Consider the following 26,024-nt stretch of genomic DNA (forward strand, 5'->3'; position numbering starts at 1 on the left):
AGAAACACCCCTTTAGTATTCTGAATTTTCTTTTATTATCTCATCATTTTCCCATTATGTCGATGTTAAACATGTGAAAAAAAGCGCATGTTTTTTACAATTTTGTGTCGTCAATCGCATGTAACCATGCTTCAATTTCTGTAATAACACTTTTCACACAGCCTTCAGCAAATGGTGATGTTAAATTTGCAACCTCTACTAATTCTAAGAACGATTTACTTCCACCTTGTTGGCACAGATTCACATAATCTTCCCACGCCTCTTGTCTATTATCTCTTGCACGTTTCCAAAATTGTAGCGCACAAATTTGAGCAAGCGTGTAATCAATATAATAGAACGGTGAGCTATAAATATGCCCTTGACGTTGCCAAAAACCACCGCGCTCTAAATAATCATTCTCCTCATAATCACGATGTGGTAAATATTTCTTCTCTATGTTACGCCATGCTGTCTTACGCTCTTCAGGTGATGCTTCAGGATTTTCATATACATAATGTTGATATTCATCAACAGATACACCATAAGGTAAAAACAGAAGTGCTGAACTTAAGTGAGAGAAGTAATATTTATCTGCATCTTCTTCAAAGAATAGCTTCATCCATGGCCATGTAAAGAATTCCATACTCATAGAGTGGATTTCACACGCCTCATATGTTGGCCAATTATATTCTGGAATTTCAAATTTACGACTTTCATATACTTGGAAAGCATGACCTGCTTCATGTGTTAATACATCAATGTCACCAGATGTTCCATTGAAGTTTGAGAAAATAAATGGCGCTTTATAATTCTCAATATATGTACAATATCCGCCACCAGCTTTTCCTTTTTTCGCAACTAAATCTAATAAATCATTATCTAGCATGAAATTGAAAAATTCATCTGTTTCAGCCGATAACTCTTTATACATTGTCTTTCCATGATCAACAATCCAATCCGCATCTCCTTTTGGAGTTGGGTTACCTGTAGCAAACTCAAAGTTTTCGTCGTAATAAGCTAACTTCTCTACACCGATACGTGCTTGTTGTCGCTTTCTTAATTCCGTTGTAACGGGAACGATATAATCTAGCACTTGCTGACGGTAATTAGCCACCATCTCCGCATTATAATCTGTACGGTACATTCTTGCATATCCAAGTTCAACAAAGTTTTTGAAACCTAAAGATTTTGCGATTTTCGTTCTCACTTTAACAAGCTCATCATAAATACGATCTAGTTCTTCCTCATTTCCAGCTAAAAATCCGTAGTATGCTTCACTTGCTGCTTTACGTTCGCTTCTTTCTTTTCCTTGCATAAACGGAATCAGTTGCGATAACGTTCTTTCTTCTCCAGCAAAGTCAATTTTTGCAGATGCTAATAACTGTGTATATTGCGATGATAATTTATTTTCTAATTGTAAATCTTTCACGACTTCATCTGAATATGTTTTTAAATCACATTCTGCTAGAGCAAATAATTGTTTTCCATAATACGCCTCTAATTCTTCACGAAATGGAGAATTAATGAGTGCCTTATAATATTTTGTACCATATCCTTGTACAACTGGAGAGAATTCATCAAAGAAATCCTGCTCCTCCTTATAAAAAGTATCCGTCGTATCAACAGAATGGCGAATGTAACAAAGGTTTCCCATTGTACCAAAATCGTTGCGAATCTCATTAATTGAATGAATGACTTGTTTTTGTTCTTCTACAGTTTTTGCGTTATCAAACTTCTCTAAAGCAACAGTAAATTTCTCTTTTAACTCTTCAATATTTGGGCGTTTATATTCATAGTCTTTAAATGACATGAACGAGCCTCCTCTCCATTACATACCTTTATTATAATTCAATACGTATTCTTGAATTCCCTCTTAATTTTCAACAAATTTCGGCAGTGATTGCCCTGAGCTCATTACAAATAAAAAAGCCTTGGATTTATTTATCCAAAGCTCCTTTGGAACATATTATTTTTCATACTTCCCAATTTTTTTTAATAAATCAAGTAATTCATCTTTTTCATCTTTCGTTAACATTTCAAAAGACTGATGTATAACTTTCTCATGCCCCGGAAAAATAGAAGCAATAAAGTTCTCGCCAGACTCAGTTAATTGCGCGTAAATAACACGTCTGTCATTCGGACATGGAATTCTCTTTACTAATCCCTTTTTCTCCAGCTTATCTACAACATATGTAATGCTGCCACTAGCTATTAAAATACGCTCACCAATTTGCTGAAGTGGTTGACCGCCTTTATGATATAGCAGTTCTAATACAGCAAATTCAGTTGGATTTAACCCGTTACTTTGTATAGATTTATTTGTAGTATCCATAACAGAACGATGTACACGAGATAATGCAATAAATACTTTTAAAGATTGAGAAATATCTTCTCGTTCATTATTTGATGTCATACAAATTTCAACCCTTCACTTAAATTCTCAGCAATAAAAAGAAAATGCCAGTTCATACTTCCTGTGAATTCCGAATGAGCATTCACTCATCCATTTCCTCTCCCCTAATATATTAAGAATCATTCTTGAATAAAAACATGACAATTTTAACATAGTTTATATATAATGATAATAAAAAAAGAAGGAGTACCACATTTGAAAGTCAAATTCCAAAGCATAATTGTATATATATTGCTTGTTATCCTACCGACAATAGGGATTGGTGCTACATTTTATTCGTATCATACATATAAAATGAAACAGGAAAACAAATTATCTGCTCATACAGTTCTCTTTTTATATAGAGATTATTTGGATCATCATCTTGGTGAAGCAATTTCTGCTTTAGACATGCTTGCAAAAGTTGTAGGCACCGAGACTGGTAATATAAATGGTATTAAACAAATTGTACATGATACAGATGGAAACGATGCACGCTTTTCTGGTCTATATTACGCTACACCAGAAGGAGTCATTACAATCGCATCTGAAGATGAATCAAAGCCTATAGATGTTTCAGACCGTAAATATATTCAAGACGCGCTCCAAACTAAAAAAACCACTGTATCATCAGTCATTACTGATCGCGTTCTTGGACATAAAGCTATTATGATTGCTGCCCCCATATTTAATAAACAGAAGGAGCTCTCAGGATTATTATTAGCTAGTTTACGCTTTGATTACATTTCATCTTCTTTAAATGCCATTAAACCACAATACCATTTTGAGGTAACTGATAAACATGATGTAGTTTTTCTAACCGATGATAATAACGACACAAGTGATACGCATTCTAATATGCTTACTACCCCACTCCAAAGATTAAATTGGAAGGTCTCTGTTTCTCCATTACCTATTCATCAAAAAACCTTATACCAGTGGGTTGCAATAGAGTGTATAGCTACTTTATTTTTAATGTCTATTTTATTTTTACTTGCTCAATATATGTTGTTAAAACGTCAAACAAAAATTGAAAGGCAACAAAATGAACTACAAAAAATTGAATTAGTTGGAACTTTTGCAGCGAGTACAGCACACGAAATCCGTAATCCTCTTACTGGAATTAAAGGACTCGTCGCTCTATTAAAAGAGAAATATAAAGATGAGCAAGATCAGTTCTACTTTTCCGTAATTGAACAAGAAATAGAGCGAATCAATGAAATTGTAAGTGAATTTCTTATTCTCGGAAAGCCAACCGCCATCATCGAACAAACGTATGATGTAAGAAAAATTCTAAATGAGGTAGCATTAATTATTCAATCTGAGGCGAATTTACATAACATTGTATTCCATTTACATCTGCCAGACCATCCTGTTCATATCCGTTGTTCGAAAGACCATATGAAACAAGTGGTTTTAAACATTACAAAAAATGCAATTGAGGCCATGACTTCTAGTGATACACTAACCATTGTAGTAAAAAACAATGAAACACACGCACAATTGCAGATTATAGATACTGGAAAAGGGATTCCGCAACATATTCAAAAACACCTCTTTCATCCGTTCTTTACTAATAAAGATACTGGAACAGGTCTTGGACTTGTCATATGTAAACGAATTGTAGAGATGTATAATGGGCATATTTTTATTGACAGTACAGAAAACGAAGGAACAACAGTTCATATCGAAATTCCGTTACACATAGTATAATTATCCTTATCCCATAAGGGTAATTATACTTATTTCATAAAACCAGCCACAAGCATTCGCCAAAAATTATTTGATTTTCCTTCATACCCGATTTGGAAAATAGGTATTTTTATAATTGAAAACCATTTCGGTGTTTGTTTTTCTTTATAACATTGATATTGTAAAATAAGCTTGTCCAATTCTTGACTAACTTGAATTGTCTCCCTACTATTTAGCCCACTTGTTAATCCTAGTTGAATCATTTCTTCACGTTTCATATGAATATCACGTGAAAGCTTTTCTAATGTGTACTTCCTTTTTACAGTAAACATCCATATCCCCCTTATTATACTTCCATGCTCTTAACTTCACTTCTCCATTGACTTTTTTAACTACTTAATCATATGCAAATTTGAAGAATCAGAAATTTTAACATTTTCTCCCTGTAATTTACAAATCTTTACCCTCACTTTGAGAATTATTACAAATTATTCTATCTTTGTAAATACATTCGCAATAATAGACATTTTTTTCATCTTGTTTTTTTATAAATGCTACGTAAACCGTGGATTCTTAATTTTCCACCTACTTTTCTTCGACATTTTTTGTTTAATTTATATAAAAAAGCAAAACATAATGATGATTGATAAAGTGAAACTTTAATCAGTGTTTTTTGTTCAGCCCCCACTGATTATTAGCATTCACCAATCGGGTAGGCAGTGAATCTCCCACCTATCCAGCCCAATGTTGAGGTGGGAGTCTTACTCCCCACAAATAGCGGGATAACAATAGAAAGGAAATATTTATATGCGAAAATATACGATTGCATTATTCATCATTGTTTTGTTTTTACCGTCCTTCTTATTTCCTATTCAAGCAAATGCTCATACGAATAAAGTTGCTATTGTCATTGATGATTTCGGAAATAATATGAAGGGGACTAATCAAATGTTATCACTTCCCATTCCACTCACTGTTGCTGTTATGCCTTTTCTTCCTTCCACAAAAGAAGATGCAATAGCTGCCCATAAGAAAGGCCATGAAGTTATTATACATATGCCAATGGAACCTATAAAAGGTAAAAAAGAATGGCTTGGGCCGAAAGCAATTACAACTGATTTAAGCGATGAAGAAATAAACAACCGACTTGAACAAGCGATTCAAGAAGTACCGCATGCAATTGGAATGAACAATCATATGGGGTCAAAAGTAACAGCGGATGAAAGAATTGTTCGCCTTATACTTGCTGCTTGTAAAAAACACGGTTTATTTTACTTAGATAGTAAAACGAATCCTAATAGTGTCGTCCCAAAAATCGGAAAAGAATTAGGAGTTCCTATTATTGAAAACCAACTATTTTTTGATGATGTGTATACAGCAGGACATATTTCAAAACAAGCCCAATTACTCATCAAAAAAATTCAAGAAAAACCTATTATGGTAGCTATCGGGCATGTGGGCCCTCCAGGTGAAATTACATCACGCGTTATTGAAACTTCTATCCCTAAAATTCGTGAGCATGCAGACTTTATTTTCTTATCTGATCTAGCATTATCCCCGCCTCCTGTTTCAAAATAAAGTTCATTACTCACATAAAGTAAAACTTTAATCAGCCCTCACCAATTGGGCTTTTATGGGCAATCCGTCCCCCCACTTAACTTCTTTACTTGCGCTGAATTTTGAGGCGCGGATTTTACTGCCCACAAATGGCGGGACAAAAAAGTACCTATCTATATATAACAGATAGGTACTTTTTTTAACTTAAATATAATCTACATGACTCACTCTGAATCCTTTTTTCTCTATTTTTCCGATTAATTGCTTTAATCTTGTTTCATCTAACTCATCTGATATATTTACAATAACGCGGCGGATATATTGATCACCGTTATCTAACGTAAATAGGCCACCGATATTATATGCTTTTAACAATGTCCCAAGCTCTTTAATCGTTCCCTTACAATCTTGTGTTGCAATTGTTAATATATAACCACCTGTTCGCATACCAAATGAATCTTCAATAACATCAAATATATTCGAATGCGTTAACATACCGACAAATTCATTATAATCATTTAGCACGGCTAAAAACGGAAGCCGACGAATTACATAAAAAGCTCTGAAGAATGAATCCTTTTCAAAAATAAATGCATTGGAATCATCAAGCATATCCCCTGCACTTACATGCTCTAATCCGCTATTGCATTTTTTTTCTAATAAATCTACTTTATAAATAATCCCCGTGAATTCCTTCTCATCTTCTGCTAATACCGGGATGGCTCGAAATCCCGTTTCGTTCATCATTTGCAGTGCCTCTTCACCAGAATCATTTATCTTGCAAAATGTTACTTGCTGCTTTGGCAGAAAATGATATTTAACTCGCAAAATATGTTCCTCCTTACATGTCAACATGTAATCTATATATAATAAGGAGACCTATATTTTATGAGTGAAATTATTTTTAAAACGCTTTCATTTGTTTATTAACTTGTAGCCATATCACATCCATTTTTATATAACAGAGCTCCTTGCACCCTTAATCATTAATAACTTTACATGATAGTTCATTAAATATTCTATACCCTCTAGCCATTTTTTCGCTTCTTCTGGCGTTTTTCCCCACACAATCATGCCGTAATTATGAACAAGAACTACTCCTCCACCTTCAATGAAATTCGGAACATTGCTTTCTAATAAATCAGCGAATTTTTTTTCATCTTCTACAATTGGAATTGTCATTTCTGTTATACCTTCTTTTCCGAAAACACGCTCCACACTGCGTTTATCGAACGTTACTTCTCCTTCTTCCCCATATAACTCTGATATTAAATGACTATCTACAGTCTGCACTTGTAAAATACATCCTGCACTACTTTTTTTATAAATATCCGCATGCATAAATGACTCTGCAGCTGGTTTTTCTTCATTTTCAAATACTGACTCGCACATGCAATTTACGACAATAAAATCTTCTTCCGAAAATAGCCCTTTATCTCTTCCCTCAACATTTACTAAAAATGTTAACGGCTCTTTTGACGTACATAGCGATAAGCTAATTTTGGTACCATAAAACCAATCACGAAGTGCCAATTCAGATTTCACATCTTTTAATTCATTCCATTTCTTCAGAAAAAATAACATTTCGTCACCCCCGGCATAATATTCATATAAGGTTCGAATCCTTTCTATGTAAAAGGAATTTTTTGATTATTCTAAAAATTTAATTGAATTATCACATGAGAACGCTTTTTTGTCAATATAGTTTCGTGGTTCTTCTTTAAAATAGGCTATTCATATGTCTATACTCCTATCTATTTCATTTTGCACATAAAAAATACGCTATTCTTTAATTAAAGAATAGCGTATTTTCCTCATTTTTTATTCCGCATTAACGGGCAGCCCGATTGGTGAGGACTACTAATCAGTGGGGAATGAACAAAACCCCCACTGAATAAAGTTTCACTTTATTTCTTTATTGCATTATACAAAAACTGCGCGTATTGTTCACGTGTTACGAAATTATCTCCTAAAAAATTCCCTTCCCCGTCGCCTTTTGATATTTTATTATCCACTAAAGCTTTCACATATCCTTTCGCCCAATGGCCATTTGGTACATCTTTAAAATTCTCTGCACTATTTTCATTTTCTTTTAACTGAAATACTCTTTGTAGTACTACTGACATTTCATATCGAGTTAATACTCCATCCGGACGGAACATACCATTTCCATAGCCTGTCATAATTCCAGCTTGAACCACTGCATCAATAGCCGTTTCATACATATTTCCTTTCGTATCTGTAAATGCCGTTTTTTGTTCTAGATTATTTTCTAATTTTAAATACCTTTGTATTAGAAGTGCTACTTGTCCACGAGTAATGTTATCACCAAATCCAAATTCACCATTTCCATAGCCTATAAATAATTTTTCTTTCGCTAAGTAATTAATTGCTTCTTCTGACCAATGTCCCTTTGGTACATCTTTAAATTCTACCACTTCTGTTTTCTCATCTTCTTTAGATGTATTACCGTCTTTACTTTCTACTACATTTTGAATAACAGATCCTGTAAAGAAGATTCCTGTATCCGCGAATGGATCTTTCACACCAAATTCATATACTTTCTCACCTGGTGTACTCCATTTCACTACACCATTACTATACGTACCATTATCGCTCTTCAGACGGATTTTCGTAGAAATCTCACCATCTTTTTCATATATAGGTACTTTTACTTCTTTATTTACTTCTGTTTCCTCTAAAAATACTTTTTGATTTTGGACATTAATATAAGCCGTCTTACTTAGTTCTATAACTGGTCGGACATCACGGATTTCATTTGCAACAAAACTTAGAAATACTAATTTTTTTAAATTACTAACTGGTGATAAGTCTGAAATATAATTCGCTTCTAAATCAAGCTTTTGTAAGTTTACTAAACTTGATAATGGAGTAATATCCTTTAACTCATTGTTAGGTAAGTGTAATTGTTTTAACTGTGTCATCTTACTTAGAGGAGTAACATCTTTTATTTCATTTTTCCCGATCCACAATTCTTCTAATTGCTTCATTTGCTCAATGCCGGATAAATCTTTAACTTTATTACGTGTTAATACTAAGTCTGTTAAAGGTAATGAATATAACGCTTTAATATCTTCAATTTGATTACCTGCTAAAGTTAAGTATGTTACATTTTTCAAAGCGCTTAATGGAGCAACGTTCGTAATTTTATTATTTGCTAAATTCAAGTAATCTAGTTGTTCCATTTTCGCTAATGCTGTTACATCTTCTATTTGGTTGCCTGATAGAAATAAACTTTTTACATTTTTCATTTCAGTTAGTGGTGCAACGTTTGTAATTTTATTATTACTTAAATCAAGGGATTCTAAATTATCCATCTTAACAAGTGGCGTTACATCTGCAAATTCATTACCACGCAAAGCTAAATGATTTAATTGCTTTAAGTTCGCAAAGAACGACGGATCCTTTATCTTCGCATTCGCAACTGTTAAAGATTTTAAATTTGGCATATATTTTAATGCACTATAATCAAGTATCTCATTTGTATTTAAAAACAAATCCTTTACTTGTAATAAATCTTCTTTCGTAATTGGTGTATTTAAATCTTTTCTATTAAATACTTTTTTATTAACAAGCTCTCTTAATTTGTTATCTGTTATCATATTTTGATTATCAACTGGATTATCCGTTTCCGTATTTCCTGAATTAGAGTTATCATCTGGTTTCTCTGTTTCTTTGTTACCTACAGTTGGATCTTTAATTTCAAATTGAACTTGATATTTGTGATCATATCCAATAGCTGGAATAAGTATATGCATTTGCATATTGTGCTTCTTCTCAAACTCGCCAATTTCAAATTGGACTACTTTCGTTCCGTTCTTCCTCTTATCTTCTGACAAAACCTTCACATCATGAAATACACCAGGCTGGTTTCTATCTTCTATTCTAAGATATTGAAAATAATCGCTATCTTGCATTGTTACAGTGACAATTTTTTTACCAGCTGCAATCGTTACTTTAGGATCTTTTATATATTGAGAAACCATAGATGGCTCGTCTTTTTGGTCCTTATATATTTTAATTTCAGTATCATACGTGCGATCACTCGCTGCTGCTACCGATTGATTTGCTTCAACTTTTAATGCCGCTAATGCTGGAGTAGAATACGTAGCAAATGGAATTGCTAATGTTGTCGCTACTACTAGCGCCTTCATATAATTTTTTTTCAAAATAATATCCCCTATCATATACAATTTTTATAATTGATAACCCTTATCAATTACCCACAAATAAATGATAATGAATATCATTATCATTGTCAATGAGAATATTACATTAAATTTATATTTTTAAAGATAAAAAATAAAAAGCCCTTTATTCAAAGGGCTTTTTTACCTATCGTATGAAGAATTTCACTTTTTTCCTTCTCATTGATGACACCAATTTTTTGCAAAATATTCGCGTACAATACAAGTTTATTATATATTCGTTCTGACATGTTCTCCCTTCTTTCCTTCGACCAACTTTTTTTGTATTGGTAAATTATATGAAAGAGATGAGAAAATGTGTCCACTTTTTGCATAAATGCAAATCTTTTATTTTACGATTTGCAGACAATAAAACTCCCTCCTAAAAATTAGGCGGGAGTTTAGGTACTTTCACTTTATTTAACAAACTGTCCACTGAATATTATGCTTCATAAGTTCTTCTTCAAAACTATATGGCATTTTTTTATCACAAATTACATGTTGAATACGTGAAAATGCTGCTATACGATAATTCCCTTTCACGCCTACCTTCGTATGATCACATAAAATATATGTTTTCTCAGCTAATTTCATCATCGCCTCTGACAATTTCGCTTTCTCTAATTCAAAGCTGGAAACTCCAAAACTAGGTAATAACCCATCAATCGAAACGAACGCTTTATGAAAATGGAATTGCTGTATGACTTGCTGAGAAATAGACCCTGATACACGCGAATGCTTTGGAGATACTTTTCCACCTATAAATAAAACTTCACCGTGAAACATCTTTTTATTAATAGAAGAAATTAATTGTGTTGCGACTGGAAATGAACTTGTTACAATCGTTAAGTTTTTACGATGAACAAGGTATGAAACCATTTGAAGCGGTGTACTTCCATCATCAATTGCAATGACATCACCATCTTCTACAAATGTCGCTGCTTTATAACCAATTCTTTTCTTCTCTTCTATATGTAGCATTTCTCTTTCTAACATTGGCGCCTCTACCCCAGCGCCTGGAAGTTGAACAGCTCCACCATACACTTTTTTCAGCTTCTTTTCACGATCTAATTCTTCTAAATATCGACGAATCGTTTCTGTTGATACAGCAAATTCTCTCGCTAATTCTGAAACCTTTACTTTTCCTTTAAATTCTACCTTTTCAAGAATGGTTCGCTTTCTTTCTTCTCCTACTACAGACATAGATTCACCTCATTTATATCTCCCTCATAAGCTTCCTTGCTTATACAAAGTTATAATTTTCTTTGTAAGTAGAAACTTCTTCATGAATATGAATACCGCGCTTTGCTAGTTCATCAAAAATTAATTGTGGATTTTCAAAAGCTTCTTCAGGCGTAACAACACCCACCCTACTTACATTTCCAGTTGCAATTAACTCTGCAGCAATCCCAAATGGAATACCGACGTTTCTCGTATACGCCCTTAATTTTTCCCATCCTACAATAGAACCATCAGATAACGGATGTGTATGATATAACACATGTCTTTGCTTCTCATTATTTTTCATACCTATTACTTCTACATGAAGTGCATAACCATAAAGCTCTGTTTCTTGTCCTTCTTTCGATTGCAATAAATACTGCGAAATACAATCCATAATGCCTATTTCTTTCCCGTTTATTTCAATCTGATCATTACGCAATATGCCGTAATCATATAAAGCACGTACAAGTTGCATATTTTGCTTCGGCCAAGTTCCTCTCGTCTCTATCAGTTTGACACCTTTATTTTCTAGTGCCTTTGCTAACGTAATCGTTTCAGAATGCGGAATGATATACTGCGTTTCCTTACCATAAGGCGCTGGCAATTCTATTTCTCTCGGACGCGCAAACGGAAGTACTTGCTTAAATTCACCATCTTCATACACTGTACGCGATGGTAAATGTGGATCATATTCATATGTCGTTGTCTCTGTAATTGAAGCAGAAAAAGCAATCGGACGATACGAACCGTGACTTACGCGGACAGACTCTACAGTATCCAGTTGATTTGCTGCATGCATTGCCATCATTTGCGTTACACCTGGCGTCATGCCAAACCCAGGCAAACATGTTTTTTCATTTTGAACAAATATAGCATGCGATTCATTTTCTTCACCAAATCCATTTAAGTTCACACCGTGGCAGCCTGCTTCTGCAATACAGCGAGTCGACAATCCGTTTAGCTTTATCGTCGTACCATCCAATACAATGTCATAACCTTTCATTTTTGCAACCGTATCCTCGTGATTCGTTACATCTACTTTTACAAAATCAACACGAGGATCGTTGAGCCATTCTACTACTTTACGGCCTTCTTCCTCGTTAAAATCGGCTACAGTAATCGTCTCAAAAGATGAAAATTGAATTAAATCCAAAATAGCTTCACGACAAATTTTACCTGCTCCACCTAAACAAAATACTTTCACCCAATAACAGCTCCTTTAGCAATACTATCAACTAAGCGATTAATATCTTCTTCATGTACATCACCTATATTTCCAATCCGGAACGTATCTACTTTCGAAATTTTCCCAGGGTAAATAACAAATCCATAGCATTTTAATTCGTTATATAACTGTTGAAACTCGAACTCCCCTTTTGGATAAATGAAAGATGTAATAATAGGAGATTGATATTTCTCATCTACTAGTGGCTTAAATCCGATTTCTCCCATTCTATTCACTAGTAGTTTTTGATTGTTGTAATATCGATTGTAACGCGCTCTTACTCCACCCTCTTTTTCTAGTTCAAGTAGTGCTTGATAAAAAGCATGTACAACATGTGTAGGTGAAGTAAAACGCCATTTCCCATTTTGTTTTTCCATCGTTTCCCATTGATCATATAAATCAAGAGATAAAGAGCGTCCTTGCCCTTTACACTTCAATAATTCATCACGTTTTGCGATTACAAATCCGAATCCAGGAACCCCTTGAATACACTTATTCGCACTACTAATTAAAAAATCAATTTGTAAATCAGCAATGTCTATTTCAATCCCGCCGAAACTACTCATCGCATCAACAATTGTAACCTTTCCATACTGCTTTCCTAATTTACATACATCTACAATTGGATTTATAATGCCTGTCGTTGTTTCACAATGAACAACTGCAATATGCGTAATCTCTTTATCTTCTTCCAATAACTTTTCTACTTCTACAATATTAGTAGGTTCCCACTCTTCTGTTTGGCTGACCACTACATCAATCTGTAACATCTCTGCCATTTGTACAATGCGCTTACCGTACGCACCATTTGTACAAACGAGAAGCTTCCCATTTCCCGGAATAACAGAGCCAATTACTGCTTCAACTGAAAACGTACCGCTTCCTTGCATTAACACTGTTGTATATTTCTCTTCTTCCTTCGTCGCTAACGATACAAGTTTAGCTCTTACTTCTTGCACCATCGTATTATATTCAACATCCCACGTACACCAATCGTATAGCATAACTTCTTTTACTGATTTTGTTGTCGTTAATGGTCCTGGTGTTAATAATAAGTAGTGATTTTCATTCATGATCCCGTACCCCTTTTATGAAATAATAAGTTCTTGTTTCTCGATATGTTCCATTACGTTTTCGAGCTCCTGCATCGTTTCAATCGTAAAATGAGCCCCATTTTCAACAAACCGATTACGAACTATTTCTATTTTTTCACGAAGCTCTACCGAATCCATACTCTCCACTTCCTCTTCCGTTAAACCGAGCTCACTACTTCCAAGAATTACACCAACTGTCCACATTCCAGCATTTCTACCTTCTTTCATATCTGATACTGTGTCCCCTACTTTTATCATATGGTTCATCGGATACACACCAAGTTCCATTGCATTTTTATAGCACATCCATGGGTATGGGCGGCCTGCTGGAACATCATCTGGCGTAACAAGAAAATCAGGTTTATATCCTTGCAACGCTGCTTCCTTTGCTACAATTTCCATCATTTCTCTCGTATAGCCCGTTGTTGAACCGATTTTAATGCCTCTCTCACGTAAAGAAGCGATTACTTCTTTTACCTCATCAATCGGCGTAGCATAACTTGGTAAAATAGAAAAGAGAATTTCTTCAAACTCTTCATACATCTCATGAATGTCTGCTTCTGTTGGTAATTGACCGAAGACACGCTTCCACTCATCCGCAATACGAGGCATTTCTGTTAGTGCCCTTACATGATCTATTTTTAATAATCCCATTGGCTTACGTGCTTCTTCTGCTGTAATTTCAACGCCACGTTTTTGAAAAATCTTCATGAATACTTCTAGCGGTGCAAAACATCCGTAATCAACCGTCGTACCTGCCCAATCAAAAATAACTGCTTCAATTTTCATTCTGTCCATCACCCTTCTTACTTATCTTTTTTGCCATTGTGAAGTTCGGTTACGAAGTGCTTTCGTTCCCCATTCATATACAACTCTCACTACAATATTTGTAACAACAATAAGTACACTCATTGCAGCTGCTGGTGCTACATTTCCTGCATCATCCATATTTACGATTGATACGGCAGCTAGTTTAAAATCAGCTGCATATAGGAATACAACTGCCGATACAGTTACCATTGAATTTACGAAGTAGTACATTACCATTTCTAAAATTGCTGGTAAACACATTGGTACTGTTACTCGGAAGAATGTTTTATAAAACGGAATACCCATCGACTGCGAAACAAGCTCAAACTCTCGGTCTAATTTCTTTAAGGCAGTCGTTGCCGTGACAAATGTTACAGAATAAAAATGAATGATATTTACTAGTACTAATACAGCGATTGTTCCGTATAAAGAATGAAACGGATTCGTTACTGATAGTCCAAGAATTTGAATCGTTGGTTGACTAAAGAAAAAGACATATCCTAATCCGAGTACTAAACCTGGTATCGCTAACGGCACTATAGAGAAAAAGTAACCTGTTTTTCTGAAAAATTGTAGCTGGTCTATTTTCTCAATTGCATATGCGAATACAAATGTTAAAATCGCCCCAATAACTGCTGTAACTGCTGAAACAATTACGCTATTTTTAAATGCTTCAAGTCCATCTCCTGTTAAACTTGAAAAATTAAAATGCTCAAATGTAAAACTCATATTATATGGCCATACTTTCACACTTGCAGCAATACCAACTGCAACAAATAATAGAATGATCATAAGTGTAATCACACTACAATATATGAATGAGATTACATCTCTTTTCTTATTAGCTATTATTCTGTATGGTACTGCTTTTGAAGATAAGAAATTCGCCTGCTTTCTTTGCGTAATACGATCAACTACAAATGCGAATATAGCTGGGATTAATAAAATCATTCCGACAGTTGCACCCATCGGCATATTTTGCTGTCCAATTACTTGTTTGTATACGTCAGTAGCAAGCACATTATATTGACCACCAACAATTTTTGGTGCCCCAAAATCAGTAAAACTAAGTGTGAACACAACAAACATTGCACTAATTAATCCGTACTTTACACTAGGTAAAGTAACCGTGAAAAATTGCTTTGTTTTACTCGCCCCTAACATATTAGAAGCTTCATATAAACGATAATCAGATCCTTGGAAGGCAATTAGCAATATAAGAAAGGCTTGTGGAAATGTATACATAACTTCAGCTATTACAATTCCTACTGGTCCATATAAAGGGATTTGTATACCTTCAAATAAACCAAACATTCCTTTCGTTACTAGCCCTTGATTACCAAATAAATATGTAAGTGCTATACCGTGCATCATCGTTGGTGCGAACAATGGTAATAACGCTACATACTGAAATACACGCTTTCCAAAAACATTCGTACGGGCAATTGCATATGCGTAAACGAATGCGATTGCAACTGAAATAATTGTTGTTGCGCCAGAAATCCATACTGTATTTTGTAAAGACTGAACTAAAGTTGGTGTTGTGAAATATTTACTGAAATTCGCAACACCAACGAAAACTCCATCTTTATTATAAAAAGCTTGTGTAAATAGTTGTAATAGCGGCAATACAAGCATAATCAAAAAGGCAAAAATCATACCAATAATTAATAGTCGTTGTACCCACTCTTCTTTACCGATACGTCTCTTAATCTTTTTTTTCGTATTTTCTACCTTTAAATCTTCTAACATCTCCATCTATACAACAACCTTCTTTCCATATGACAACATATGATTTTCTGAGAAAGAGATTTGAATTGGCTTCCCTTTCCTAATGGCTGTTTTTTCTACTTCTGATGCCAATATATCTACAACGATTTTCTCATTATATAGGTGTGTTTTCTCATCTATAACTCTCACTTCTGTCCGGTATACAGACCCACGAAACTCCATGCTTTCTACCATTGTTTTAATGCCATTATTTTGTACGACTGTTACATGCTCAGGACGAATTGCATGTTCTTCGTTATTTTTCGAAAAGAAATTAATAGAACCAATAAAATCTGCCACAAACGGATTGGCTGGTCTTTGATAAATCTCCTCTGGTGTTCCAATCTGCATAATTTCCGCATGATTCATTACAACAATTTTATCAGCCATCGTTAATGCCTCTTCTTGATCATGCGTTACCATAATCGTCGTTACTCCTATTTTCTCTTGCAAATCACGCATTTCCCTACGTAATTTTTCACGCACTTTTGCATCTAAAGCTGATAACGGCTCATCGAGTAACAAAATATCTGGAGACAGAGCGAGCGCACGTGCAAGTGCTACTCGCTGCTGTTGTCCACCAGACATTTGAGCAGGATATTTATCTTTTACATTCAGCAAATCTACAAGTTTTAACGCATCTAGCGCTTTCTCTTTCACTTCTGCTTTCCCATATTTTTTTGTCTTTAAGCCGTATTCAATATTTTCAAGTGCTGTTAAATTCGGAAATAAAGCATACGATTGGAAAACCATTCCGAAGTTTCTCTTTCCAGGAGGCAATGCTGTAATATCTTTTCCATTCACAGCTATACTGCCAGTCGTTGGTTCCTCTAGTCCCGCTAAAATGCGAAGCAACGTCGTTTTCCCACAGCCACTCGGGCCTAATAAACAAACAAACTCATTTTTGTTCACAGTAAAAGAAATATCTTTTAACGCTGTAAATGCATCAAACTGTTTTTGAATGTGTTGAATTGATAAATATTCGCTCATTTTTCTCTCTCCCACTCACTTACTTTTTCGGTTCTGCTTTTTGGCCAAACTCTTTTTCCCATTTTTCTAAAATTTTGTCACGATTTTCTGCTGCCCATTTAAAGTCATTCTTTTTATATAATTTTTCAGTAACATCTTTCGGGAATCCCTCTGGAAGTTTATAATCATTTTTAATTGTCGCAAATCCATTTTTCTCAAAGTATAACTTCATTACATCATCAGTAATTGCCCAATCTAAAAATGCTTGTGCTAATTTATCATTTTTCGCATTATCTTTCTTAATAAGTGCGTTCGCTTCTACTTCCCACCCTAATCCTTCTTTCGGCAGTACAACTTCAACTGGTGCACCTTTTTGTTTCTCTTTTAAAGCACTATAAACCATTGATACACCGACTGGATATTCACCTGCTCCTGCTAATTTCGCTGGTTTTGATCCTGAATGCGTATAACTTGCCATATTATCATGAAGTTTCTTCATGTAATCCCAGCCTTTATCTTCACCCATGATTTGTAGCCATGCAGAAACTGTTAAAAATCCTGTTCCAGATGATGCTGGATGTGGCATAACAAGTGTTCCTTTATACTCTGGTTTCGTTAAATCTTCATATGATTCTGGCATCGGTAAATTTTTCTTCTTTAACTCTTCTTTATTTACAGCAATCCCCGTCATAAATGCAGTATTTCCTACCCATTTTTCAGGTTGCTTATCATCTTTAAATTGCGGAAGAACACGATCTGCTCCTTTTGGAGAGTATCCTTTTAACATATCTTTTTTATCTAAAGCTAATAGACTTGATGCCGCAGTTCCCCATACAACATCTGCTTGTGTATTTTTTCCTTCAGCTAGCAATTTCGCAGTAATAACTCCTGTTGAATCACGTACAATGTTCAATTTCACATCAGGATATTTCTTTTTAAAGGAATCAAGATAAATTGGTACAAGCTCTTCTTCAATCGCTGTGTAAACAGTTAATGATCCAGATAATTTGTCATCTTTCACTTTCGCTCCAGCACTTTCTTCCTTCTTTGCACCACAACCCATTAATAACGAAAATACCATTCCAGTCGCTACAGCTTTAAAGATTGTTTTTTTCACTGTTTCTCTCTCCTTTTACAAATCTTATGTACAACTCAAATATAAACAACTAGTGTAAAAGCAGTATTAAACCAACATTAATCTTTTGTTTGTTGTTTGTTTTTGTGTAATACGTTGCTACTTCTATGTTTTTTCGCATTTTTCTGCTAATAGAAAACACTAAATTTACAAATAATTAAAAAAACCTTTATAATCCCACAAAAAAATGAGGCGTTTGTAAAAAACGCCTCATTTTTGTTTACCTTTTTTTGAATTACGATTAGCATACTTTGCGCTATTTTCTCCTTCATACTCTAATGCAAATTCTGCATCTGGTAAGCTTTCTTTCGGAGTTTTATTATTATTGATTGCCGCATTTTGTTTCACTTTTCTTTTTACCAATACATTCACCTGCTCTCAAGAAATCACTTTCTACTCTAGTTTGAAACAACTTAAAATAATTATTACTGGCAAGTGTTAACAAGTACATAAGAGGCGTTAGATGGAAATACTACGTATGAAGAAATCATTATAAAAAGGAGCGATAATTTTGAAGAAAAAAGAAAAGATTCAATCACCAATTTTAGACGAAACGCTCCCGCATCAAATGAATTTTCCATCTTTTAAAGGAACAGGAAAAACGATGCAACAACCTTTTGTGAATCAATATGATGTTGTAATTGGAGACAGTAAATATAATTCCGAGAACAGTCCACTTAACAATTGGAGTGATAAAATAGATCCTGCCATTATGGCTGGCGATGAGTGGATCCATCCTACAAATGATATTGGGTGGATTTCAGAAGAAAATCAAGAGTTGCTAAAAAACGAAGCGGATAATAAAAATGAAGCTTTTATGCATCCACAATTTGGAATTAACGACTAAAAAACCATTCTACCTAACGTAGGTAGAATGGTTTCATACTATCCAATAATAATCCGCTCTTTCGGGTATTTATAGCGAGGTGGTTGTTCCCTTCCACCACTAGCTAAAATAAATGTTAAAATACCAACGCGTCCGATAAACATAAGCACAATAAGTACAAGTTTCCCAACAGTTGTTAAATCAGGCGTAACACCTGTTGATAGTCCCGTCGTTCCGAAAGCAGAACAAACTTCAACAATTAAGCTCATAAGCGGTACATTTTCCGTAATAGATAAAATGAATAGCGCAGTAGCACATAACAAAATCCCCATCGTCATAACGACAGATGCTTTCAGTACATCCTCTTCATGTAGCTGACGTTTGAAGACTCTAACTGTTCTACCACCCCTTGCAAAGGTATATAGTGACAATATACTAACAGCAAATGTTGTTGTACGTATTCCGCCCCCAACCGAACTTGGAGATGCCCCTATAAACATTAATATACTCATAAATAAAAGCGTCGGTTGTGACAATTCACGTATATCCATCGTAGCAAGTCCACCACTTCGCGTCGTCACAGATTGGAATAATGTATAAAATACAGTTTCATGCCATGACTTTCCTACTAAAAAATGATTTCTCTCCAATAAAAAAATCATAATTGTACCAACAACAACGAGCGAAAAAAATGTTGTTGTCGTCAATTTTGTAAATAATGAAAACCGGAATAATTGTTGTCTCCTTTTACTAAGGAATTGTTTCACTTCCATTAGCACAGGGAAACCAATCGCTCCTAAAATAATTAGTAACATATGAATCATTTGAACAATATAATCTTTTTTATACGGAATTAATGATTGTCCTGTTAAATCAAATCCGCCGTTCGTAGTCGCACTAACAGCTGCAAAGAAACCGTGAAAATAAGCTTCTTGCCAAGTCGGAAAGTAAAGTAAAAATCTTGTACCTAATAGGATTGCTCCAATAAGTTCTATTGAAATAATTACAATCAAAATAGAACGCATCAATTCTACAAGACCCGATAAATTTCCTTGATTATGGTCTGCCATAATTAATCTTCTTCTTTGCAAACCAATCTTTTTCCCCGTAATGATCCAAACAAATGTACCAAGCGCCATAATTCCTAAGCCGCCTAATTGTAGAATAAGGGCTAAAACAATAATTCCTGCTGTAGTAAACGTATCTGAAATCGTAATAACAGACAGTCCCGTAACACTTACCGCACTAACTGATGTAAAAAGCGAATCTATAAATGTCCATTTCACACCAGGCTTCGTAACAAACGGTAAACTAAGCAATATCACCGATACAACTACCGCTAATAAATAAAACAAAACGATGAGTTGTACAGGACGTAATTTTTGTAAAAACTTTTTTATATCTCTCATTCCATCACTTCGCTACCTTTTTTCTATCGATTAAATAAAGAAAAATCTTCACTTTCTTTATTTGTAAATAACTGCTCAAATAATTTGGCAAATACCATTCCATACACAGTTCCATTACCTCCGTGCAATAATGCGTAAAATAAATTATGTATCTTCTTATCTTCTTTTAAAATAGGTAGACCATCATGACTACTACCAAATGCTGCTGCCCAATAATACTCTGCTTGTATATTCTTATACTGCGGGAACATCTCTCTTACAATGTTAATAAGGATATCACGCTTACGCAATAGTTTCGTATCACCAATCGGTTGAATTTGCATCGCTTCATCTAATCCGCCTACCATAATGCGGTTTTGAAACGTCCGAAAATATAAGTAGGGACGTGCTGTTTCCCAAATTAACGATCGCTCATGCCAGCCATCAAACTGATCTATTTCATTTGTCACAACTGCATAAGATGCCTCTACTGTTGTATTTTTTTCTTTCTTCCCAAAAAGTGCTTCATAGCCCGTCGCCATAATAATATTCTTTGCTACAATTTGATTTCCTGTTTTCGTGTAACAAATTAAATCATTTTGCCGTTTTTTTATATGTATTGCCTCTGTATGTTCATATATATTAGCTCCCATTTGGTTTGCTTTATGCAAAAGACTATGCGCTAGTAAATACGGATTCACCTCAGCATCACCGTGTGTATACAATGCCGCTTGTTTTATAAAAGGATAACGTTCCTTAATATCAGATTCTGTAAAATACTCAACAGGAAATCCATAATTCTGTAACGTATTGTACTCCTCTTGTAAAAATGAGACATCCTCACTTTTACTTGCATAATATAAACTACTTCTCGGAATAAAATAGGGATCAATATCGAGAGTAGGTACCACTTTCTCCATTGTTCGTAACGCTTCGTAACACAGTTTATATGCTCGTACCCCTTTTTCTTCACCAAATGTATGGATAAGTGAGGTTAACGATTTATCATGAAGAAACTGTAATAAACCTACATTTGCAAATGTACTACCACATGCAATTTCTCTTTTTTCAATAAGCATTACACTCATGCCGATTTTCGCTAAAGAATACGCTATATGAGCACCGGCTTCGCCACTTCCGACTACGAGCACATCACATATCATATCATTTTCTAACAGTGGATAACAAGGTACAGAAACTCCTGTATTCCAAAACAACTTACCCGTCATAAGTTTCATAATTATACTCCTAAAATATAAATTTCTCCTTTCTATGTTTTGTTATTTTTCATAAAAAAATCCAACTAACATAGGCTAGTTGGATTTTTTTATTTTTAATTAGAACGCTCTTCAAGCCAATTTCCAATCGTCGGATATGTTTGTTTTACAGCTGTTCCACCGTAAACGATAGACATATGCCCTGTTGGTAAACATACATATTGTTTATCTGTGCTAGAAATATGATCTAGTAATGCTTCTACTTGACATGGCAAAGCGATATGATCACGTTTCCCGGAAATATTTAAGACATTCGCCTTAATATTTGCAAGGTCTACCTTTTGTCCGCGAATAACGAGTTCACCCTTAACCAATTTATTATTTTGATAAAAATCACGAATCCACTGTCTGTATGATTCACCTGGGAACGGAATACCATCACCAACCCACTTTTGAACCAATCTCCAGCTTTCGACGAAGCGCTCATTCTCTGAACGATCTACTAAAGCAACATATGGACCAACAAAGTTCGTAATTGGCTTTAACATTTTGTTTCCGAAATCAATCATTTCTGGCGGAATATTTCCAAATGTATCAACCGCTTTATCTAAATTGAAATATTTCTCATCTAATAAAGGACCATACAATCCTGTTTCAGAGAAATCAAAAGGACTTGTCATGAAAATCAAATTACGAATTGGCATGTGCGGATGAAGTGCTGCATAAATAGAAGTTAGCGTTCCACCCATGCAATAACCAAGTAAAGAAATCTCGTCCGATTTTGCAGTTCGCATTACTTTTTTTACTGCTTTTGCAATATAATCAAAAACGAAATCATCAAATTTCAAATGACTATCTTCTAAACCAAATGTGCCCCAATCAAGCATATACACATCAAAACCACGATCCACTAGATATTCCACTAAACTATTTCCAGGAGTTAAATCCATAATATATGGTTTATTAATAAGAGCATATATTAACAGAATTGGAACTCTTTGTGTTTTTTCTTGTTTTGGAATGTAGCGATAAAGCTTTGTCTTATTCTTCGTCCAAATAACCTCTTTCGGCGTTAATCCTACTTGCGGCTCTGGTTCACGTAATAAAATTTCACTCGCCCTTTTCACTCGGCGGTACGCTTTTCGGTACTCTTCTGGGTATAGCTCTAATTGCTTTTCCCATTCTGTTGCGAATGTAGTCATTTTTTTATCTCCTTTTTGGTCGATTTCCTTCTTAAAAAAAGAAGTGCATTCCTGCTATGGATATGCACTTTTTTCTTACTTCATTACATATATAATCCGCCGTTAATGTTTAATTGTTGACCTGTGATATACGCACCATCACGGCATAGGTATACTACACCTTTTGCAATTTCATCAGCTTGACCAAAACGTTTTTTCGGGATTTTTGCAACAATTTTTTGACGTACTTCTTCTGGTACTTCTGCTACCATTTCAGTATCAATAAATCCTGGGCAGATAGCGTTTACAGTGACATTTGTTTTTGCAAGTTCTAACGCTAATGATTTTGTAAATCCTAACATACCCGCTTTTGCTGCTGAGTAGTTTGTTTGGCCAAATCCACCTGCTTGACCAATAATAGAAGAAATGCTAATAATTCTTCCTTCTTCCGCTTCCGTTATGTATGGAAGCACCGCGCTTGTCGTATTAAATACGCTGCTTAAATTCACGTCAATTACGCGCTCCCAATCTTCACGATTTAATTTTTTGAATGTACGATCTCTTGTAATACCAGCATTATTAACAAGAATATCAACTTTACCAAAATGATTCACAGCTTCTTCTACAAGTCGGTTTGCATCTTCTACTTTAGAAACATCCGCTTGCACTGCATAAACGTCATGTCCGTCTTTTCCTAATTCATTTACTAAATTTTCAGCTGCTTCTTTACTGCTATTATAGTTAATAACTACTTTCGCTCCCTCTTGTGCTAATGCTACTGTAATTGCTTTTCCAATTCCTTTTGCTCCACCTGTTACGATTGCTACTTTTCCATTTAATTGAACCATTTCTTTTCCCCCTTAAATGAATTTGTGAACGATTGTTATGAATCATTTTGGTACTCATACTATAGAGTCCATATATAATTATGTTTCGCTGTTTATACGTGAAAAGAGATTCTCCCGCTCTCTTTTACCTGTTATAAACAAGCGCTTTTATCATTTTTTATTTTCTGGTTTATTCGTAGGCTTTACCTCTTCTTTTACAGGTACTTGTAGTTTAGCTAGTACTGCATTTTGCTTTTCTAGCAATTCTACAATTCGATCTACTTTTGTTTCAAGCGTACGAATATCTTGTTTCACTTTCGTCACATCACGCTTTAATGTAGGGGCTTGTCCTAAAGAATCTACTTTCTCCTCTAGAAACTCCTCAATGTTATCTACTTTATTTTCTAAGTTAATAACAAGCGTAGCCACTCTTGCGATATCCTCTTTCGTCGGCACATTTACTTGTTCTAAATAGTTTTTTGTCGTATCATTTAATGCTTTTTGATAAAACAAATTCAAATCTAGAACGCTGCCCATCCAAGCTGAATATTCTTCTGTTTTAATTGTTTCATTGAGCGCTTTTCCCCAAAATGTTTCGGTTTGTTCATAAGCATTTTTCCATGCTTGTAGTGGATCGAATTTTTGATCAATCACTTTACCTACACTCCCTTTTTCGTTTTTGAAACAATTCAACCTATTCACTATTTTCTAATATTCTGAATAAAACTTCAAGTCTATATTTTATTTTTTTCTATTTTCTAACAAATGTGTTGACTTTAAAAACAGATAGGTGTAAATTGCACTTATAAGCAAAAAATTCCATCTAACTGATTCATGAGGTGATGCACAATCATGCTACAAAATGAACCAGAACAACGCGAAAGTTTGGAGAAGAACCAAGCGAAACAACCAAACTCCATGCCAAAAAACTTCTTAGTTCCCTTCTTACTTCTCTGTCTAAAAGACTGGAGTCTTCATGGTTACAAACTTATTCAAATGCTAATGGATATCGGCTTTTCTTCTGTTGACCAAGGTAATGTTTATAGAACACTACGCAAATTAGAAAAAGAAAACCTTATTTCTTCTACTTGGGATACAAGCGATGGAGGGCCGGCAAAAAGAATTTATTCTTTAACTGAATATGGAGAGCAATATTTAACAACCTGTGCGACTTCTTTTGAACATTATCAAAATATGTTGCGAACGTTTTTCACGTTATACACCAATGCATTCTTTCCATTTTCTACTTCTCCAGAAAAGGATGAAAAGGATTCTTCATCTTCACCTGGTGGTACAGCAGAGTAATCTGCGTTCACAATATGCAAAAAAACATTTGGGGGTCAAACAATGGAAACTAAACCATACGAATTAGTCGATGCATTTTGGAAAAACTGGTCTCAATCACTTTCCCTTTTCTCTTCAGCTGGAAAACAGTTAGAGCAACTTACTTTAGAAACATTAAAACAACAACAAGACGCTTTGCATAAATTAACATCAGGAGTAGATGAACTAGAAAAAGAACTACAACAACTCACTGCTCAGTTCAATAACCAATATACAGATTACGTGAAACAATTAACTGGAAACTCCTTAAATGATCAAATTAACGAGTGGCAAGACAAGTGGAAGGAACTTTCTGCTCATATGCATCAGCTTACCGTTTCTCCTACAAAAACTTCTTTGTCAATTCTTACACAAACAAGCGGTCAATTTGAAGAAACAACAAAACAATTTATTGAGCAACAACAATTACAACGTGAAGAGGCTCAAAAACAGTTAGAGGGTTTTTTGGAAGAGTTCAAGTCAAAACAGTTGGAACTCGCAAAAAAGTTCGAGGAAAACTCAAAAAATCTATTTACTTCCATCAAGTAAGAAAAATGTGGGAGCTAACCGCAGCACAAACAAAACTCTTTCTTCCTCCTACTACATCAAGATGGCTAACATTTTTCGATATGGAAAAGAAGGAGGACAAAATGAATCCATTTCAAGAAGCACAAACTGTTCCGGAGCTTCGCTATGATGAGATTCAAGTCGGTGATCAAGCATCCCTTACAAAAACAATTACAGATGAAGATGTTATCAATTTTGCAAAATTGACTGGAGATGTGAATCCTATTCACATTTTAGATTCTTTTGCAAAAACGACAATGTTTAAAGAACGTATTGCTCACGGAATGCTCGTTTCGAGTTTTATTTCTACCATCCTTGGAACGAAACTCCCAGGCAAAAATACGATTTATTTATCCCAAAATGTTTCATTCCGTGCCCCTGTCAAAATCGGTGATACACTTCGCGTTGTGGCAGAGGTTATTAAGAAGCGTGACGATAAAAAAATCATTACGTTGCAAACAAACATATATAATCAATCAGATGATATTGTCGTGGAAGGAACAGCGACAATACTAAAAAAAGAGTAGCAAATGAAGTGACCCCTAAAAGTTAGACACGGTTATTTCATTAGGCAGCTTGATAAAAATGAGTTCGGTATTGTACCGGACTCATTTTTAATTTTGCCTTAATCCGTTTCGTA

At 34.7% G+C, this 26,024-nt stretch carries 25 protein-coding genes; 6 read left to right on the forward strand and 19 right to left on the reverse strand.

Annotated features, from left to right (window positions below; translation table 11 throughout):
• Positions 1-94: 94 nt before the first annotated feature.
• Together ACTFO4_RS27025 and ACTFO4_RS27030 are read right to left on the reverse strand one after the other, a co-directional pair.
• Positions 95-1,789 (reverse strand): M3 family oligoendopeptidase, encoded by a 1,695-nt coding sequence (locus ACTFO4_RS27025; RefSeq protein WP_000008577.1) that lies wholly within the window; start codon positions 1,787-1,789, stop codon positions 95-97.
• A 156-nt stretch (positions 1,790-1,945) separates the two neighbouring features.
• Positions 1,946-2,392: a MarR family winged helix-turn-helix transcriptional regulator gene (locus ACTFO4_RS27030; RefSeq protein WP_000203336.1), complete on the reverse strand. Its 447-nt coding sequence runs from the start codon at positions 2,390-2,392 to the stop codon at positions 1,946-1,948.
• A gap of 195 nt (positions 2,393-2,587) precedes the next feature.
• Here ACTFO4_RS27030 and ACTFO4_RS27035 point away from each other — a divergent pair, with 195 nt between their 5' ends.
• On the forward strand, positions 2,588-4,084 hold the full coding sequence (locus ACTFO4_RS27035) for a DUF3149 domain-containing protein (protein WP_000865068.1): 1,497 nt from the start codon (positions 2,588-2,590) through the stop codon (positions 4,082-4,084).
• 29 nt (positions 4,085-4,113) lie between these two features.
• Here ACTFO4_RS27035 and ACTFO4_RS27040 read toward each other — a convergent pair whose 3' ends face one another.
• Entirely contained in the window at positions 4,114-4,395 is a 282-nt protein-coding gene (locus tag ACTFO4_RS27040; protein ID WP_000495536.1) for an aspartyl-phosphate phosphatase Spo0E family protein, read from the reverse strand.
• 475 nt (positions 4,396-4,870) lie between these two features.
• On the opposite strand from ACTFO4_RS27040, the gene ACTFO4_RS27045 reads away from it, so the two are divergent.
• The gene (locus ACTFO4_RS27045; protein WP_001234107.1) at positions 4,871-5,641 is read left to right on the forward strand and encodes a divergent polysaccharide deacetylase family protein; all 771 of its coding nucleotides are present in this window, start codon (positions 4,871-4,873) and stop codon (positions 5,639-5,641) included.
• A 183-nt stretch (positions 5,642-5,824) separates the two neighbouring features.
• Here ACTFO4_RS27045 and cbpA read toward each other — a convergent pair whose 3' ends face one another.
• The 11 genes from cbpA to ACTFO4_RS27100 all read right to left on the reverse strand — a co-directional run bounded on the left by cbpA (position 5,825) and on the right by ACTFO4_RS27100 (position 18,418).
• Positions 5,825-6,448: a cyclic di-AMP binding protein CbpA gene (gene cbpA / locus ACTFO4_RS27050; RefSeq protein WP_061456945.1), complete on the reverse strand. Its 624-nt coding sequence runs from the start codon at positions 6,446-6,448 to the stop codon at positions 5,825-5,827.
• Positions 6,449-6,574: 126 nt separating this feature from the next.
• Positions 6,575-7,204 carry a class II aldolase/adducin family protein gene (locus ACTFO4_RS27055; RefSeq protein WP_000896006.1) on the reverse strand — a complete coding sequence of 210 codons (630 nt, stop codon included), beginning with the start codon at positions 7,202-7,204 and terminating at the stop codon, positions 6,575-6,577.
• A gap of 323 nt (positions 7,205-7,527) precedes the next feature.
• Positions 7,528-9,828: an NEAT domain-containing leucine-rich repeat protein gene (locus ACTFO4_RS27060; RefSeq protein ID WP_375035518.1), complete on the reverse strand. Its 2,301-nt coding sequence runs from the start codon at positions 9,826-9,828 to the stop codon at positions 7,528-7,530.
• A 420-nt stretch (positions 9,829-10,248) separates the two neighbouring features.
• Positions 10,249-11,031, reverse strand: coding sequence for a DeoR/GlpR family DNA-binding transcription regulator (locus ACTFO4_RS27065; protein WP_440014522.1), 783 nt, complete (start codon positions 11,029-11,031; stop codon positions 10,249-10,251).
• A gap of 40 nt (positions 11,032-11,071) precedes the next feature.
• Positions 11,072-12,256 carry a saccharopine dehydrogenase family protein gene (locus ACTFO4_RS27070; RefSeq protein WP_000862127.1) on the reverse strand — a complete coding sequence of 395 codons (1,185 nt, stop codon included), beginning with the start codon at positions 12,254-12,256 and terminating at the stop codon, positions 11,072-11,074.
• The gene (gene phnW, locus ACTFO4_RS27075) at positions 12,253-13,350 is read right to left on the reverse strand and encodes a 2-aminoethylphosphonate--pyruvate transaminase (protein WP_001004784.1); all 1,098 of its coding nucleotides are present in this window, start codon (positions 13,348-13,350) and stop codon (positions 12,253-12,255) included. The genes ACTFO4_RS27070 and phnW overlap by 4 nt, the downstream gene beginning before the upstream one ends.
• A 15-nt stretch (positions 13,351-13,365) precedes the next feature.
• Entirely contained in the window at positions 13,366-14,160 is a 795-nt protein-coding gene (gene phnX / locus ACTFO4_RS27080; RefSeq protein WP_000687399.1) for a phosphonoacetaldehyde hydrolase, read from the reverse strand.
• Between the two features lie 21 nt (positions 14,161-14,181).
• Positions 14,182-15,939, reverse strand: a complete 1,758-nt coding sequence (locus ACTFO4_RS27085) for a putative 2-aminoethylphosphonate ABC transporter permease subunit (protein WP_440014523.1) — start codon at positions 15,937-15,939, stop codon at positions 14,182-14,184.
• Positions 15,940-16,941, reverse strand: a complete 1,002-nt coding sequence (locus ACTFO4_RS27090) for a putative 2-aminoethylphosphonate ABC transporter ATP-binding protein (protein WP_061456940.1) — start codon at positions 16,939-16,941, stop codon at positions 15,940-15,942. It lies immediately after the preceding gene.
• A gap of 19 nt (positions 16,942-16,960) precedes the next feature.
• Positions 16,961-18,037: a putative 2-aminoethylphosphonate ABC transporter substrate-binding protein gene (locus tag ACTFO4_RS27095; RefSeq protein WP_000750893.1), complete on the reverse strand. Its 1,077-nt coding sequence runs from the start codon at positions 18,035-18,037 to the stop codon at positions 16,961-16,963.
• A 228-nt stretch (positions 18,038-18,265) separates the two neighbouring features.
• Positions 18,266-18,418, reverse strand: a complete 153-nt coding sequence (locus ACTFO4_RS27100) for a hypothetical protein (RefSeq protein ID WP_000240799.1) — start codon at positions 18,416-18,418, stop codon at positions 18,266-18,268.
• A gap of 148 nt (positions 18,419-18,566) precedes the next feature.
• On the opposite strand from ACTFO4_RS27100, the gene ACTFO4_RS27105 reads away from it, so the two are divergent.
• Positions 18,567-18,902 carry a DUF3905 domain-containing protein gene (locus ACTFO4_RS27105; protein ID WP_000726025.1) on the forward strand — a complete coding sequence of 112 codons (336 nt, stop codon included), beginning with the start codon at positions 18,567-18,569 and terminating at the stop codon, positions 18,900-18,902.
• 38 nt (positions 18,903-18,940) lie between these two features.
• Here the strand turns inward: ACTFO4_RS27105 and ACTFO4_RS27110 are convergent, their stop codons facing one another.
• The 5 genes from ACTFO4_RS27110 to phaR all read right to left on the reverse strand — a co-directional run bounded on the left by ACTFO4_RS27110 (position 18,941) and on the right by phaR (position 24,148).
• Positions 18,941-20,290, reverse strand: coding sequence for a TrkH family potassium uptake protein (locus ACTFO4_RS27110; protein WP_001204714.1), 1,350 nt, complete (start codon positions 20,288-20,290; stop codon positions 18,941-18,943).
• 23 nt (positions 20,291-20,313) lie between these two features.
• Positions 20,314-21,507 carry an NAD(P)/FAD-dependent oxidoreductase gene (locus tag ACTFO4_RS27115; protein ID WP_000772560.1) on the reverse strand — a complete coding sequence of 398 codons (1,194 nt, stop codon included), beginning with the start codon at positions 21,505-21,507 and terminating at the stop codon, positions 20,314-20,316.
• 95 nt (positions 21,508-21,602) lie between these two features.
• Positions 21,603-22,688, reverse strand: coding sequence for a class III poly(R)-hydroxyalkanoic acid synthase subunit PhaC (gene phaC, locus ACTFO4_RS27120; RefSeq protein WP_000206336.1), 1,086 nt, complete (start codon positions 22,686-22,688; stop codon positions 21,603-21,605).
• Between the two features lie 83 nt (positions 22,689-22,771).
• Positions 22,772-23,515: an acetoacetyl-CoA reductase gene (locus ACTFO4_RS27125; protein ID WP_000250407.1), complete on the reverse strand. Its 744-nt coding sequence runs from the start codon at positions 23,513-23,515 to the stop codon at positions 22,772-22,774.
• A gap of 150 nt (positions 23,516-23,665) precedes the next feature.
• Complete coding sequence (phaR, locus tag ACTFO4_RS27130; RefSeq protein ID WP_000566945.1) at positions 23,666-24,148, reverse strand: polyhydroxyalkanoic acid synthase subunit PhaR; 483 nt, start codon at positions 24,146-24,148, stop codon at positions 23,666-23,668.
• A gap of 198 nt (positions 24,149-24,346) precedes the next feature.
• Between phaR and phaQ the strand changes: the two genes are divergently transcribed.
• The 3 genes from phaQ (at position 24,347) to ACTFO4_RS27145 (ending at position 25,911) form a co-directional block, all read left to right on the forward strand.
• Positions 24,347-24,799 (forward strand): poly-beta-hydroxybutyrate-responsive repressor, encoded by a 453-nt coding sequence (gene phaQ, locus ACTFO4_RS27135; protein WP_000939953.1) that lies wholly within the window; start codon positions 24,347-24,349, stop codon positions 24,797-24,799.
• Between the two features lie 42 nt (positions 24,800-24,841).
• Positions 24,842-25,366, forward strand: coding sequence for a polyhydroxyalkanoic acid inclusion protein PhaP (gene phaP / locus ACTFO4_RS27140; RefSeq protein ID WP_000448594.1), 525 nt, complete (start codon positions 24,842-24,844; stop codon positions 25,364-25,366).
• Between the two features lie 101 nt (positions 25,367-25,467).
• Positions 25,468-25,911 carry a MaoC family dehydratase gene (locus tag ACTFO4_RS27145; protein ID WP_001067916.1) on the forward strand — a complete coding sequence of 148 codons (444 nt, stop codon included), beginning with the start codon at positions 25,468-25,470 and terminating at the stop codon, positions 25,909-25,911.
• Positions 25,912-26,024: the final 113 nt, after the last annotated feature.

Source organism: Bacillus cereus group sp. MYBKT14-1 (genome assembly GCF_051915185.1).
Lineage (GTDB): Bacteria > Bacillota > Bacilli > Bacillales > Bacillaceae_G > Bacillus_A > Bacillus_A cereus.